This window comes from Pseudomonas sp. BIOMIG1BAC (assembly GCF_001705995.2).
GTDB classification, from domain to species: Bacteria; Pseudomonadota; Gammaproteobacteria; order Pseudomonadales; family Pseudomonadaceae; genus Aquipseudomonas; species Aquipseudomonas sessilinigenes.
In genome coordinates, this window is sequence record NZ_CP049045.1 from 3,345,516 (window position 1) to 3,360,765 (window position 15,250).

Annotated in this window: 12 protein-coding genes and 1 pseudogene; 5 read left to right on the plus strand and 8 right to left on the minus strand. The window is 54.3% G+C overall.

Going from position 1 to position 15,250, the window contains the following annotated elements:
- The first annotated feature begins 268 nt into the window (after positions 1-268).
- The 3 genes from ATY02_RS15895 (at position 269) to ATY02_RS15905 (ending at position 2,692) form a co-directional block, all read left to right on the plus strand.
- On the plus strand, positions 269-457 hold the full coding sequence (locus ATY02_RS15895) for a hypothetical protein (RefSeq protein ID WP_068583077.1): 189 nt from the start codon (positions 269-271) through the stop codon (positions 455-457).
- Between the two features lie 53 nt (positions 458-510).
- The gene (locus ATY02_RS15900; RefSeq protein ID WP_010466230.1) at positions 511-1,491 is read left to right on the plus strand and encodes an IS5-like element IS1384 family transposase; all 981 of its coding nucleotides are present in this window, start codon (positions 511-513) and stop codon (positions 1,489-1,491) included.
- 235 nt (positions 1,492-1,726) lie between these two features.
- Positions 1,727-2,692: a hypothetical protein gene (locus ATY02_RS15905; RefSeq protein WP_068581068.1), complete on the plus strand. Its 966-nt coding sequence runs from the start codon at positions 1,727-1,729 to the stop codon at positions 2,690-2,692.
- A 7-nt stretch (positions 2,693-2,699) separates the two neighbouring features.
- Here ATY02_RS15905 and ATY02_RS15910 read toward each other — a convergent pair whose 3' ends face one another.
- The 6 genes and pseudogenes from ATY02_RS15910 to ATY02_RS36085 form a co-directional block, all read right to left on the minus strand.
- Positions 2,700-4,055, minus strand: a complete 1,356-nt coding sequence (locus ATY02_RS15910) for a TniQ family protein (RefSeq protein WP_164823678.1) — start codon at positions 4,053-4,055, stop codon at positions 2,700-2,702.
- A gap of 71 nt (positions 4,056-4,126) precedes the next feature.
- Complete coding sequence (locus ATY02_RS15915; protein ID WP_228022294.1) at positions 4,127-4,918, minus strand: ATP-binding protein; 792 nt, start codon at positions 4,916-4,918, stop codon at positions 4,127-4,129.
- A gap of 208 nt (positions 4,919-5,126) precedes the next feature.
- Complete coding sequence (locus ATY02_RS15920) at positions 5,127-7,001, minus strand: helix-turn-helix domain-containing protein (RefSeq protein ID WP_068581063.1); 1,875 nt, start codon at positions 6,999-7,001, stop codon at positions 5,127-5,129.
- Positions 6,994-7,617 carry a hypothetical protein gene (locus tag ATY02_RS15925; RefSeq protein WP_068581059.1) on the minus strand — a complete coding sequence of 208 codons (624 nt, stop codon included), beginning with the start codon at positions 7,615-7,617 and terminating at the stop codon, positions 6,994-6,996. The genes ATY02_RS15920 and ATY02_RS15925 overlap by 8 nt, the downstream gene beginning before the upstream one ends.
- A gap of 666 nt (positions 7,618-8,283) precedes the next feature.
- Positions 8,284-9,264: an IS5-like element IS1384 family transposase gene (locus ATY02_RS15930; RefSeq protein WP_010466230.1), complete on the minus strand. Its 981-nt coding sequence runs from the start codon at positions 9,262-9,264 to the stop codon at positions 8,284-8,286.
- Between the two features lie 149 nt (positions 9,265-9,413).
- Positions 9,414-9,614: pseudogene (locus ATY02_RS36085) on the minus strand (helix-turn-helix domain-containing protein); the annotation flags it as partial.
- Between the two features lie 371 nt (positions 9,615-9,985).
- Here ATY02_RS36085 and ATY02_RS15940 point away from each other — a divergent pair.
- Positions 9,986-10,177, plus strand: coding sequence for a hypothetical protein (locus ATY02_RS15940; protein WP_068588131.1), 192 nt, complete (start codon positions 9,986-9,988; stop codon positions 10,175-10,177).
- Positions 10,178-10,695: 518 nt separating this feature from the next.
- Positions 10,696-12,027 (plus strand): diaminobutyrate--2-oxoglutarate transaminase family protein, encoded by a 1,332-nt coding sequence (locus tag ATY02_RS15945; RefSeq protein WP_068588129.1) that lies wholly within the window; start codon positions 10,696-10,698, stop codon positions 12,025-12,027.
- Positions 12,028-12,134: 107 nt separating this feature from the next.
- Here the strand turns inward: ATY02_RS15945 and ATY02_RS15950 are convergent, their stop codons facing one another.
- Positions 12,135-14,093 (minus strand): MacB family efflux pump subunit, encoded by a 1,959-nt coding sequence (locus tag ATY02_RS15950; RefSeq protein WP_068588126.1) that lies wholly within the window; start codon positions 14,091-14,093, stop codon positions 12,135-12,137.
- Between the two features lie 2 nt (positions 14,094-14,095).
- Complete coding sequence (gene macA, locus ATY02_RS15955) at positions 14,096-15,247, minus strand: macrolide transporter subunit MacA (protein WP_068588124.1); 1,152 nt, start codon at positions 15,245-15,247, stop codon at positions 14,096-14,098.
- Between the last annotated feature and the right edge of the window lie 3 nt (positions 15,248-15,250).

Consider the following 15,250-nt stretch of genomic DNA (forward strand, 5'->3'; position numbering starts at 1 on the left):
GGGATCTGCATGAGCGCCAACGCACTCAATGATCACCACTTGGCGCATCGTGCGCCGCTGCCCCAGGGTATCTATGGCAGCAGATCCTAGGAGGCTTGGGGGCTTCTGGGCCGCAACCACAGCCCTGTGGGCATGACCGTTCATAAGTCCTTGGCTCCAGGAAACCCTGCAGCAAGACGTTTCGCTCGATCCGCGAAGTGCGAATCTGTGCAACTGAAAGCCACCTCATGCACGATTCATCAGTGATGATTGCCTGTCGGAGCAGCCCATGGCACTACTGCAAACTATCTATTTCATCCCCGGTCTCGGTCAGGAAATCACCGATTTTCTGTTGCACACCGTGCCCCTGCGTAGACGGCGTAAAGTGGCGCGCTACCTTCAGCATGTCGACCTATGGTTGCGCCACACACAGTACAAATCGCTCAGTGAGAGCCTGCTGCCGCTAGGGAAACTCTGAAAAAGACTTTCTGATTTGGCAAAATACCGCGACCCCACCCACCGAGTTTCCCGATGAAGCAGATGACCTTCGCCGACGCCGAGTACGCTGGCAAGCGCAAGCAAACCCGCAAGGAGTTGTTCCTGATCGAGATGGATCGGGTGGTGCCGTGGAAGGGCTTGATTGCTTTGATCGAGCCACATTATCCGAAAGGTGAAGGTGGCCGTCCGGCCTACCCGTTGATGGCGATGCTGCGTGTGCATCTGCTGCAGAACTGGTTCGGCTACAGCGATCCAGCGATGGAGGAAGCGCTGTACGAAACCACGATCCTGCGCCAGTTTGCCGGGCTGAACCTGGAGCGCATCCCCGACGAAACCACCATTCTCAACTTCCGCCGCTTGCTGGAGAAACACGAGCTGGCGGCCGGCATCCTCGCTGTCATCAATGGCTATCTGGGCGACCGCGGCCTGTCGCTGCGCCAGGGCACCATCGTCGATGCAACGCTGATCAATGCGCCCAGTTCGACCAAGAACAAGGACGGCAAGCGCGACCCGGAAATGCACCAGACCAAGAAGGGAAACCAGTATTATTTTGGCATGAAGGCCCACATCGGCGCCGATGACGAATCGGGTCTGGTGCACAGCGTAGTGGGCACGGCGGCCAATGTGGCGGATGTCACCCAGGTGGACAAATTGCTGCATGGCGACGAAAACGTGGTCTGCGCCGATGCAGGCTACACCGGTGTCGAAAAGCGGCCCGAGCATGAAGGACGTGAAGTTATCTGGCAGGTGGCGGCACGCCGCAGCACCTACAAAAAACTCGATAAGCGCAGCGTGCTGTACAAAGCCAAGCGCAAGATTGAAAAGGCCAAGGCTCAGGTGCGCGCCAAGGTCGAGCATCCGTTCCGGGTAATCAAGCGCCAGTTCGGTTACACCAAGGTGCGCTTTCGCGGCTTGGCCAAAAACACGGCGCAACTGGTGACACTGTTCGCTCTGTCGAACCTGTGGATGGCGCGCCGACATTTACTGACGAATGCAGGAGAGGTGCGCCTGTAATGCGGGAAATGGCCACCGGAGTGGGGTCCGGGTGGCGAAAACGTAAGAAATACTCGTCGAATTGATTGTTTTTTGATCATTTGGCGAGTTTAAAAGTTGCGCTAGGTGGTATGCCGGGGAAATACATGGCTACTTCAGACCATCCCTAGAGGCCTATGTATATTTTTATATTTCACATATCTCTGTATACCCCGGACCGGCAGAGCCCACAGAACCCAGGAATTACTACCTTCCAGTGTACATTGATGACTTGCTCATCCAGCGTAAACTGAAGGGCTTGGGTCGACTGAGCAATCGCCAGGCCACTTCCAGAATCGCCGCCGCTATGAACTGGCAGGAACATCGCTTCGGCAAAAATCTGGACCCCCTGCGCTCCCAGATGAAGAAGCTCTACCGTCAAGCCACTCACTTTGTCCATGCCGTTGAACTCACAGCACACACTAAATTGTACTCAGGCGAAAGCCTGGAACTGATAAGCGGAAGTTGCAGAGGTGTGGAGCACTGGGTGAGGGATCTCGCGATGCTTCGTTTGTTACAAGAAACGGGATGCACCACATCGGATCTGGCCAAAGCAAAATTCGCCGATCTTCTTTACGGATACAATGATGCGTGGTATTTCCAATTCGGCAATGATAAGGAGATCTGCCTCACCGAAGGGAGCGCCACCCTCTTGCAGGCGTTACTGGGCCGACATCATCATTTGGCGAAACATCGCGTTAATCACCAAAAGCTGTTCAGCATGGGAGACGCTGGAGTCGAATTCGAGATGAGTGCCGACGAGATAGAAGTCGTATTAGAACGCCGCTACCGCTTTGCGCTAATGCTAAGCAGCGTGAACTGCCCATCGGTTGTCAATCTTTACGATCCTGACGCCACACCCTTTCCGGAAGGATTTGTCAGTGAGTGTGAGGCGCTCATTCCACCCCTTGGAAAAACCCACAAGGTCGTCAACCTCCAATTTACGGCCGACTTTGATAGAGCACTTGAGCGCCCTACCTCCGCTGCCTCAGAAGACCAATATTTTTACGAAGATTGGGACGCTGCGATTCGCAACTCCAGACTGGCATTGGCAGAATCGGAGGTTTTACACGCCAATGAAACACCTGCCGAAACACAGAATGCCAATCTGCGACAGAAGCACGTGCTGATTGCCGGCGAAAGCATCGATGAAACGGCCTGGGTCAATTGGGGCGTAGACTAATTGTTTATCACTGTGACAGCGACGCATACGTCTCTCGCTGCGCCGGTTTGCTCACCTTCCACCGACCGAGCTCACCGAAAACGGAGCGGGCTGTAAAATGGAATTCACAAGCGGCTTGCTGGGGAAGGATAATCAGCGCCCATGCAGCGGGTCCTACCCACCGGCGATAGATCACTTGATTGGGGTTCGCCCTATAGCAGGTTAGATCCGATTGAGGTAGCCGGCGTATCTGCCTGGTGATGAAAAAAATAATTTCATGAGCTAGTATTTTCGTCATCAGCCATTTTCTTTCGCGTTCCCCTTTGAGTGAAGCAAATACTTCGTGCGTCCGTTTCGATTCAAGCCAAGCTCCCAGTTTTCTGTTGACACATGACCTTGCCTTCGAGCACAAGTCAGATGGCGTTTTAACCCCGTACCAAAAACATAACCAGTCAAGATAGCCGACGAGTTGGTACCCTTGCTTGGGCACCTCACACTCCTCAATACTCCGCCAAATTCCGGCAAGCTTTTGCTTACTCAGTTTGATTTCAGGAAGAAAGCGCTTTCTAATTTTCCGGAAAATACACTTCAAAATCGGAACAAGGTCTTTGACTGTCAGCTCTATTACCGATCTTTCAACTGGCGAGCAACGACTGATGTTACTGACTCTGTAAAAACCCACATTTTTATCACCCTGACCTGATGCAGCCCTAGTCTGAACCTCATTGAACAGCGCACGCTGATGCACCGCAAAATCAGTGATGGCCGAGGAAAACTGAGCGGCATTATCAAAGTAAATATTGGTCGGCTGATTTATATCAAAAAACACCTGACTGTCCCTGCCGCGCTCAAAAATTCGATGGGCCAAAATTAGGCGGTTTAGCCCGGATTTATTCAAATAGGACCGGCCACTTTGACAGCCCTTGAGTCGCAGTAGATGGCCACAATGGTTGCAGCCGTATGGTTCACGGAACAACCTGCTGTTTAACGAGTAGTCCATCGCCCCTCCGCAGGTCTGACACGCTTGGCTCAACTCGACCTGATGGATCGGGCACTGCTTGATGAGTAAGTATTGAAATAGGGAGTAGTGCATGCCACGCACCATGCATACTGGACACACTCTTAAAGTGGCTGCAATGTGATCATTGCTCGGTACAGCTGACGGCACTAAAAAAAGTGCATTTTGCTGCGCTCTATCGAGGGTAAAGCACTCGTGGATCGCTACAGGGTTCACAGCCGTGATGTGGGCGAGGTTTGGGAATCGGCTAAGTTTGCCGTTACCCTCGCTCTTTGATGGCGCAAAGATTTTAACCAGCGCAGCCCCATGGATGACGTTATAAAGTGCAAACCGGCTTAGAATCGAATATGCAGATTCGTAAGCCATGTACAGTGGGGCCACCGGACAGTACCTAGGGTTGATGCTCAGCGTCTTAGTATCCGGGACGATTATCATCATCAAGCGTTCGGATCAGCAGCTTTACTATTGCGCGTTGCGGCCTGAAACCAAGATTCACGTATAGATCGCAAACTGAACTCCCTGGTAATGGTGTAGCTTGGGTGATCCATGTCGACACTATCGCGCAAAATAATCTCTATCGTTTTACTGAAATACTGCATCGGTATTTCCATTTTGCTTTTCAGCTTCAACTCCTTATAAGCATCACAAAAGGCATCCCACAGTATGTCTTTCACTTGCGCCAGCCTAAAGCCATTGGCATATGCCTGTGGGACAAAGAATTTGGTGAACGTCCATGTGGAATTGGCCGGATAAGGGGTACTGTCAAAAAAGCCAAGGCAGGTCGCGAAATCTTCTTTTTCGCGTATTCCGCGGAAAGGGTGCTCGTAAAGCATGAACCTATTAACAATAGCCTCTCCCTCCACCCCGGTATTGAGGAAGGTTTTCTTCTGTTCCAGCAGTTGCTGCTGCCCTACCAGGATGGGAAGCAATATCACGCCCTTTAGCCGCAGGTCATTGTAGATATCCTTGACCCAGTCAAAATGCTGCTGCTGAAGCCGCTGAGCTTCATCAATGAACAGAATAAAGACCTGCCGTGAATCCTTGCACGCCGCCTGCTCCATGAAATTCACTAACCGAAGATGTTTTTTTGAGAGGCTAACATTGTCATTCCACTGCTTGTGACCGACCACCGCCAGCAGTGAGTTATAAAAATTACCTTTCGTGGCTGATATTCCCGCTTCGCGTTGTAAATAACAACAGGAAAATCCGGAAAATCTTGCGTAAGGCATTGCTGGCAATAAAGCATTGCCCAGGTCTTACCGTAACGGGTATGCCCCCAGATGACTAAACCAGAATCTCTGCGACGAATAACCTTAAGCACAAGCGCGTAAGTCTCACCGATCGAAAATGTCGGAATCAAATACCGCTGATTGCAGACAGGATGAAGATCAACCTCGACGGGTCTCGTATCCTGGATATCCATTTGCACCCTCTATTTCAAAAAGTGAAAACTTTAAACAGCTTTACTCTGTCGACTTGTGATTCCGATGCCGGGGGAGGCGTTTCTTCCTCGACAGACGAACCTGATGAAACCATGCCAGTGTTTTTGTAGAGGTTCGTCGCGCTCTCTCGAGTCATTTTGTTACCTTTCAATTGAAACCTACGGACAGCTTCAATGAATGACTCACTTTCCGTAAAGCGGAATTGTCCGTCCTTCACGGCCTTTGAAATCTCGGTCTGCAATTTGTAGCTGTGTGGCGTGATTGAGTAAGGTGGCGGCGGTGTCAGCACACCAATAAACGCACCAGACTCATCAAGCAAATTGATCGAAGAGACATCTCTACGAGAGTACTCAATGATCATTTTCCGCCCCGCCGAATTACTTCGCAATACGTCCGGATTTCGGTATTTCTGGTAAGCAAAGTTAATGAACGCGCCCCCATATTTGGCATTTGACTGCACGATCTTTGGCTCGCGAATTCTCGTAAACGCTGCCTCATTTTGATAACGAATAGGCAGTGTGTTCGGCGGCAACGCCCTTGCCTTCATACGCATGAGGAACAAGTCCAATGGGGTGTGGCCTTGGATTGACGCGTGCGGCCGACCGTTATAGTCAGAGATCACTATGTCCACGGCACTTTCCAACTCTTCTAGAGACAGCAACATCTTCAAAGGGTTTTTGGATTTTGGCGATAAACGTGCCTTGATCTCGTCTGCGGACTCACTACCCGTGGTACCAATTATTTTGTGAGAAAAATTTTGCACTAAATAGAGAAAAAAACGCTCCACAACAGGGCGATCATTGGGCGTGTGCGGTCTGCCGAACTCCACCACACAGCCAAGCCTATCATTTAGCACCTCAATCACATGCTTCGCCTTATGCGCCCAAGCATTATCCAGTTTTAGTGTGGACCACGTTTGCCACGCGCCCGAACTTTCTGAGGGGAACCCCCCTTCATCGCAATAACGGGTATCAGGAATATTCAGCGGTGGACGAGCGTGTGGGCTCAGGGCTCGATAAATCGCCGTTAGCAAGTCGACTTGATCATAGTTGTGACCCAGTGCCAATGAATAGCCCAACACGCACCTTGAAAATTTTTCGATCAGACAAATTAGCCAGACCCTAAGAATTTCATATTCAACAGGCTCCCCATAGGCATCCCTTTCGCGAATAACCAAGCGAATATCCAATTTGTGTCCATCTGCTTCAACTTGCTCCAAGATATCCGATGGATCAATATCTCGGACGCTCTCGTTAGCTTGTGAGGACTTCAACTCCTGCTCTGCTTTCAATTCTCGGTGTTTATCCTGCAACCACCTCCTAAGCCCGCTTATACCTTCGGTTTTTTGATTTAATGGGTATTCATTTTTGGTAACTCCAACCTCAATGCACTTGCGCACGAACGCTTTATGAACCGCTATAAAGTAGTCGCCGCCAGATTTCCGAGGTTTATATCTACGGGCTTGCGCTTTCAGCCAATCATCCACATCTGGATGTTGCTCAACGAAGTGCGTAAAAACGCCGGAATATCCTTGCGTTGCGGATGAACTGGGCTGCGCTGTCCGATTATATTTTCTTTCACCGCTGCGCTTATAAGGTATTGCGGCCACCCAGCCAATGGGACTTCCGGATTTGTCCAGCGCTTCGCACTTGTCGATGACTCGATAAAGCGTTGAGCGGGGTATCCCGTATTTTTCTTGAATTTCCTCTAGCGATGCGCCTTCCTTCAAGAACGCCCGGATAGCTTTAATACGATTCTCCGTCGGACCTCGAAGGCCATCCGGCAGGACCGTTAAGTCAACAGCGCGCCATTTATCACAGTCGTAACCTTCTCGTTCGCGTTCGGACCTAGAAAATCGTTGATCACTCATCCTGGGCATCTCCATGGCCTAATTGGGATGTCCCACTTAATTTTGTCGAACTCAAACTCTTGACGTTCAATCGGCCCTTTCTGACTAACTCGAACACCAAAGCTGCGCCCTTTTCGCCAAAATCCTGCTCAACCGCGTGCATAGCGCTGCTCACCGTAAGTCCATGCCTTGGGAGGAGTCTCATTACTTCGCGAAGATTGCGCTCAGTCAGTGCATCTCTCTGCTTGTTGATATAGGAAAGCATGAGTAGGTAGTTTTCGTAGCGGGTACGTTCTGATTTCAGGAAGTCAGTATCTAAAATTTCGCAGAGAAAGCCGTTATCGTCGGCATAATTCTGGACTTCAACGGTCGTGCTGGTTCCCAGGCACGACTTGGACACCACAATGATTGAAGCGTGGCTATTCTCGAACGCAAGCGCAACCGGAATTCTAACTTTGTCCAATTCGATGAAACGCTGGTTCACGGTTAAATCGCTCACCCAAGGATCAAACTCCACCTCGGCGAATCGCCACAGCGTGGGTCGGCAGAACAAGCTGACCTTTTCGTTTTGCTTATGACTGAACACCACGAATTCTGGAGCGCCCGCTGGTCGTGAAGGATGGGAGAGTGGGTCCATTGCTTTCCTTTTGACTAATACCCGCAAAATCATTAACTTATGAAGTTGCAAAATTGCACATGCACTCAAAAGTTTCATAATTAGAGAGGAAGTATGGGTGACAGATGGTCAATCGTTATATTTTATAAGAATATAAAATATATTCTTTATTTCTGGAGGGGGGTGGACAGTCTAGGGGGTATATAGATCGACTTCGATTTATAACTGGATTTCCATTAGAAATACTTAAGTGAGGTCGTCAAAGACGATGGATGCATTTCAAATGCTGAGTTTCAAATTTTGAAAGTCTCGAATTTTCGAAGTCGCAAGCCTACCCCCTAGGTGGTTTTTCACGGATGAATATGCTTTTTGCGGACCTGGATGACTCAGGCCTGCCAAGCTACTTCAGCCACCCGCTGAAGTGGATTTTGTAATTGCCAAAGTGCTCCGCACTCAACTCAAGAGCTCCAATCCGCGCTCGTCGATGACTGGCACGGCTTCGAGCAAGTAACGCTTGAAACTCTCCAGCGTTGCATTGCTAGGGATGGTCTGAAGTAGCCATGTATTTCCCCGGCATACCACCTAGCGCAACTTTTAAACTCGCCAAATGATCAAAAAACAATCAATTCGACGAGTATTTCTTACGTTTTCGCCACCCGGACCCCACTCCGGTGGCCATTTCCCGCATTACAGGCGCACCTCTCCTGCATTCGTCAGTAAATGTCGGCGCGCCATCCACAGGTTCGACAGAGCGAACAGTGTCACCAGTTGCGCCGTGTTTTTGGCCAAGCCGCGAAAGCGCACCTTGGTGTAACCGAACTGGCGCTTGATTACCCGGAACGGATGCTCGACCTTGGCGCGCACCTGAGCCTTGGCCTTTTCAATCTTGCGCTTGGCTTTGTACAGCACGCTGCGCTTATCGAGTTTTTTGTAGGTGCTGCGGCGTGCCGCCACCTGCCAGATAACTTCACGTCCTTCATGCTCGGGCCGCTTTTCGACACCGGTGTAGCCTGCATCGGCGCAGACCACGTTTTCGTCGCCATGCAGCAATTTGTCCACCTGGGTGACATCCGCCACATTGGCCGCCGTGCCCACTACGCTGTGCACCAGACCCGATTCGTCATCGGCGCCGATGTGGGCCTTCATGCCAAAATAATACTGGTTTCCCTTCTTGGTCTGGTGCATTTCCGGGTCGCGCTTGCCGTCCTTGTTCTTGGTCGAACTGGGCGCATTGATCAGCGTTGCATCGACGATGGTGCCCTGGCGCAGCGACAGGCCGCGGTCGCCCAGATAGCCATTGATGACAGCGAGGATGCCGGCCGCCAGCTCGTGTTTCTCCAGCAAGCGGCGGAAGTTGAGAATGGTGGTTTCGTCGGGGATGCGCTCCAGGTTCAGCCCGGCAAACTGGCGCAGGATCGTGGTTTCGTACAGCGCTTCCTCCATCGCTGGATCGCTGTAGCCGAACCAGTTCTGCAGCAGATGCACACGCAGCATCGCCATCAACGGGTAGGCCGGACGGCCACCTTCACCTTTCGGATAATGTGGCTCGATCAAAGCAATCAAGCCCTTCCACGGCACCACCCGATCCATCTCGATCAGGAACAACTCCTTGCGGGTTTGCTTGCGCTTGCCAGCGTACTCGGCGTCGGCGAAGGTCATCTGCTTCATCGGGAAACTCGGTGGGTGGGGTCGCGGTATTTTGCCAAATCAGAAAGTCTTTTTCAGAGTTTCCCTAGTGCTGCGCGCCGGCCAGACCCAATAGACGGTGTTGAACTCATCCACCACATGCAGCAACCAGCGCATTGTCAACGTCGACCAAGCAATCGCCTGGCATGAGTGCGGGAAATTTTCGGCCCCTCGCGGTCGAACAGCGCGTAACCAAAATGCTCTTCGAGGGTTTTAACGTGCCGGCTCACGGCACTTTGGATGATGAACAGGTTTTCTGCGGCCTGGGTAAATGAGCTGAAACGCGCGGCGCAATTCAAGGGCGCGTAATGCGTTTTGATCCTGAGTACCATGATTTTTACTCATCGTTACCTGGCTTTTTTTCTGCTTTTAAATACAGAGCGCTTGCCAAATAATGAGCCATATAAACAAGCGATCGAACTTATAAAGCACTCGAGCGAAACAGCAACTTACCTCCAGCTATCATTGCGTGCGGCATGCACCCTCCTCGCTGTGGTCTTCATCATGCTTAAACACACAGAAGACGACTGGTGATGCCAGATTTCAATCAATTCCTGTCCCCCAGTATCCAGCAAACCCGACTCGATCAAGTGGTGGAATCCGATATGTTGAAGGACATCGCGCTCGAACTTGTGAGGCCACACGCCGAGGCAGCCCTGGCATTTGAGCAGGAGCAAGGACGGCTACAGCAGGCGTGCGGATTTTGAGCCCGCACATCCTCATCGACCAGGCCATCGAGGGCGTTGCCGATCCCGACAGTGAGCCCGGCATCGATATCCTGGTGCAAGGCCTGATCACCCGCCTTTTCACTGATGGGGCAATCACCACTGCTGAATTCAACCACTACTGCAAGCGCTTGATGGACGTCTGTCAAAAGCGCAAGGAGGCAGAATGATCCCTTCCCCAGTCAAGTCGCTCATCGACGAGCAGTTGGCAGACATCTCCGCCCACAACCTGCGCGATGCCTACTGAATTTCCGCTTTTTCGGTAATAAGAAAGGCTTCCTGCATTTGAAAAACCTGCCAATCGGTACGGTGCCTCCGCCCCCAGCGATCACGCCGGGCTGAATAAAATAAGCCGCCCTGCTGTTGGTTCTGCCCTCTCCACTTCTGCCATTAACTTCCCACTCTAAAGGCCCTGTAAAATGACAGAGATATCGGGGACATCCGGTGTCTGCGTCAATAGCGATAACGGCCACCTTTCTTCAAGCTAAGCATGCTCTCTAGTTGCTCGGGCAGCGCTTGTTTCAGCGCCTGTTCGGTGTAACTTATTTTTCACTTTCGACTGTCATTCAGCCCTCTCTGCGGCCCACTGCTTACTGTCTGAATATAGTCGCTGTCATGGATTAAACACCCTCTCTTGTTCCATCAACTTTCCAGCGCTGCGTTTGCCGCAGCCGATGAGTGCATGACCATGGAAGAGCTAAGTTATTTGAAGAAAGTCGAATCCAACGCACGCACCTATGCCGCCAATTTCCAGCGCCTGTTCGTCAGCGGCAACGGGGTGTGGCTCAGGGATGCGCAAGGCAAGGAATACCTCGACTGCCTGGCCAACGCCGGTACCCTGGCGCTGGGCCATAACCCGCCGGAAGTCAAAGACGCGGTGCTGGAGTTCCTGGGCTCCGACCAGTTGCAGCAAGCACTGGACCTCTCCACTCCGGCCAAACATGCCTTTGTGCAGGAGCTGTTTTCACAACTGCCGGCAGGCATGCGCGATACCAGCAAGATCCTGTTCTGCGGCCCCAGCGGCTCGGATGCGGTGGAAGCGGCGATCAAGCTGGCGCGCCACTACACCAAACGTGCGGCATTGATGGCGTTTCACGGTGGCTATCACGGCATGACGGCTGGCGCCCTCTCGGCCATGGGCAACCTCAACCCCAAGGGCATCCCCAGCGTTACTGCACAAAACACCCATTTCCTGCCATTTCCGTACCGCTTCCGCTGCCCGTTCGGTACCGACGGTGAGCAAACCGATCAACTGTCGCTCGAGTACATCCGCACCGTGCTGTCGGACCCTGAAGGTGGCGTCACCCGCCCGGCCGCCGTGCTCGTCGAAGTGGTGCAAGGCGAAGGCGGCTGCATTCCTGCCTCGAACGCCTGGCTGCGCGGGCTGCGCGAGATCACCCATGAGCTGGGTATCGTGCTGATCATCGACGAAGTCCAGACCGGCCTGGGCCGCACCGGCAGCACCTTTGCCATCGAACACGCAGGGATCGTCCCCGATATTCTGGTGCTGTCCAAGGCCATCGGTGGCGGCTATCCGTTGTCGGTCATTGTCTACGCCGAACACCTCGACACCTGGGGCCCGGGCATGCACGCCGGTACCTTCCGTGGCAATCAGATCGCTATGGTCGCCGGGCGCGCAACCATGCGCCACATTCGCCAGGCGGGCCTGGTGGAACACGCCGCCGCACGCGGAGCGCAACTGCTCGCCGGCCTGCAGGACATTGCCCTGCGCCATGATGCGATTGCCGACGTGCGTGGCCGTGGCCTGATGATCGGCGTCGAGGTCACCAAGCCGCGTACGGAGAGCCGCACCGGCCTGGGCGACGGCACACTGGCCAAGGCGATCAAGCTCAACTGCTTCGACAACGGCCTCGTCATCGAGACCGGTGGGCGCCACGGTTCGGTATTGCGCTTCCTGCCCGCCCTGACCATCACCGAAGCCCAGGTTGGCAGCGTACTTGATCGTTTCGAAGACGCCATCAGCAGCGCCACCGCGCACCGTTTGCAGGTGGTCGGCTAAGCCCATGAAAACAGCAGCAGCGCCGAGCTGCTGTTGTGCCATGCCAAACCTGATGCAATGAAAAGCCCGCCAACCGACACCGGTTGGCGGGCTTTTTGGTATGCGCTTCAGTCCCGGGCAAGCGACTCGATCGGATCCAGCCGCGCAGCATTACGCGCAGGTACAAACCCGAAGATGATGCCGATCAGGCTGGAGCACACGAAGGCGGTGATAATCGATTCCAGCGAAAACACCATCTGCCATTCCGTGATCACCAGGGAGAACACGAACCCGATACCAAACGACAACGCAATCCCGATCACCCCGCCAATCAGACAAACCATCACCGCCTCCACCAGAAACTGTTGGCGAATGTCCGACTGCCGCGCCCCGACCGCCATGCGAATACCGATTTCGCGTGTACGCTCGGTCACCGACACCAGCATGATGTTCATCACCCCGATGCCACCCACCACCAGTGAGATCAGCGCAATCAACGACAGCAGCAATGCCAGCGACTGGCTGGTTTTCTGCACGGTTTGCATGATGCTATCGAGGTTGTAGGTGAAAAAGTCCTTGGTCCCGTGGCGCTGTTGCAACAGCTTGACCACGTTATCCTCCACCACCTTGCTCGGCTGGCCATCCTTGATCCGCACCGTGATGCTGTCCAGGTAGCGTTGACCCAACAGGCGCCCGGCGGCGGTTTCGTAAGGCACCCAGACGTTGAGTGCCTTGCTGGTGTTGAAGATATTCTTATTGTCCGCCGCCACCCCAATCACCGTGCACGGCAGGTTGCCCACCAAAATGATCTGGCCCAGCGCCTCGACGTCCGGGCCGAACAGGCGATTACGGGTGTTGTGGTCAATCACCACCACTTGGGCCTGGTGGGTGTCGTCGTCCTGGCTGAAGGTGATGCCTTCGGCGATCTTGATCCCGCGGACCTGGAACGAGCTGGCACTCACGCCATTCACCGTGGCGTTCACATCGATATTGCCAAAGCGCAACAGCAGGTTGCGTCCGGCGTTAGGGGTGGCACTGTCGATGTAATGCAACTCGCTGAGGGCGGTCACATCGGACAACACCAGGGTTTCAATCGCCGACGCATGGCTGTCGCCAAAGTCGGTGCCCGGGTAGATGTCGATGGTGTTGCTGCCGATCGCCTGAATATCATTCAAGACATAGCGCTTGGCGCCCTCCCCGATGGCCACGATCGACACCACCGACGTGATGCCGATCACGATGCCGAGCATGGTTAACAAGGTTCGCATGCGGTGGGAAATCAGCGCGACCCAGGCCATCACGAAGGCTTCCTTGAACAACCCCAGGCTCGCCACCAGACGCCGCCCCGGCGTAGCCCGGCCCTGGGTGGGAACCGGGGCCTCGACCTCCGGTGCGGCGCGCTCGTTGAGGCGGTCACTGAGCACTTCGCCGTCGCGCATCTCGATGATGCGCTCGGCGTGGGCCGCAACCTTGGCGTCGTGGGTCACGATAATCACGGTATGCCCCGCCGCATGCAGCTCCAGCAGGATGTTCATCACTTCCTTGCCGCTGGCGGTATCGAGGGCGCCGGTCGGCTCATCCGCGAGGATCACCTCGCCACCGTTCATCAATGCCCGGGCGATACTCACCCGCTGCTGCTGCCCACCGGACAACTGGCTCGGCCGGTTGACCAAGTGATTGGCCAGGCCCAGCCGGGCCAGCAGTTCCTTGGCGCGGCTATGGCGCTGGCCTTCCGGCACGCCGGCATAAATCGCCGGCATCTCGACGTTATGCATGGCGCTCAAGTGCGGCAGCAAATGATAACGCTGGAAGATAAAACCAAAATGGTCGCGGCGCAGTTCCGCCAGCTCCTGGTCCGCCAGGTCACGGGTTTCGCGACCGCTGATGGTGTAGCTGCCGTCAGTGGCGTAGTCCAGGCAACCGAGAATGTTCATCAGGGTCGACTTGCCTGAGCCCGACGCCCCGGTGATCGCCACCATTTCCCCGGTGTTGATGGTGAGGCTGACATTCTTGAGTGCCATGAAGGCTTTTTCACCGGCCATAAAGCTGCGGCTGATGCCTTTGAGTTCCAACAATGCTTGGGTCATTGTCAGCTCCCCGCCACGGCCGGCGTCGGATCACCGATGACGACCTGGTCGCCCTCCTCCAGGCCATCCTTGATCTGGGCCTTGACCTTGTTGTTGATCCCCACCTGCACGTTGCGCTCCTGAGCGTGGCCGGTCTCATCCACCACCCGCACTACGTACGAACCGTCGTCATTGCGCTTGCCCAGGGCCGCAACCGGCATCATCAGGACATCCTTGGCGGTGTCGCGCACGATGCGCACTTGGGCGGTCATCGAGATGCGCAGGCGATGATCAGGGTTTGGCACATCAAACAGGGCGTTGTAGAACACCGCGGTGTTCTGTTTGGTCGTACCGGCGGCCTGGGTGTCCAGGTAGTTCTGCGGTGCCGGTTCAGTGCCGCGCAGTTTGCCGTAGTAGCGTTTATTGGACTCGCCAAGGATGGTGAAGTACACCTCCTGGCCTGGCTGGATGTGAATCACATCGGCTTCCGAGACCTGGGCCTTGATGGTCATGGTGTCCAGGTCCGCCAATTTCAGCAGCACCGGCGCCAGCTGCTCGGCGATCACGGTCTGGCCTTCCTGGGTGACGATGCCCACCACGTCACCGTCCATCGGTGCAACGATACGCGTATAGCCGAGGTTGACTTTGGCGGTGTCGATCTGGATTCGCGCATTTTTCAGCTGCGCATCCAGGGCTACCAGGTTGGCGCTCTGCACCAGGTAATTGGATTCGGCGGTCTCGAAATCCTGGCGGGAGATGGCCGCGTCCGATTGCAGGCGGTTGTAACGCTCCCACACCGATTTGGTCTGGACCACTTGTGCTGCCGTGGCCTTGCGTTGTGCTTCGAGGTTTTCCTCGTTGACCTGCGCCTGGCGCAGGGCGTTCTGCAGCACCAGCGGATCGATTTCCGCCAGCCATTGGCCCTTCTTGACCTTGTCGCCGAGCTTGACCTTCAGCGATTTCAATTGACCGGAGATCTGGGCGCCGACGTCGACCTGTTTGATCCCCTGCAAGATCCCGGTGGCAAGCACCGAGTTCTCGATCTCGCCCCGCTCGACCCTGGCGGTCAAATACTGGGGTGGCTCAGCCGGTGACTGCACCGAATAGACAATCAGGCCGGCAACAACGGTCAGGCCTACGCCCCAGACAACCTTGCGAAACTTCGACTTTTCCATAGA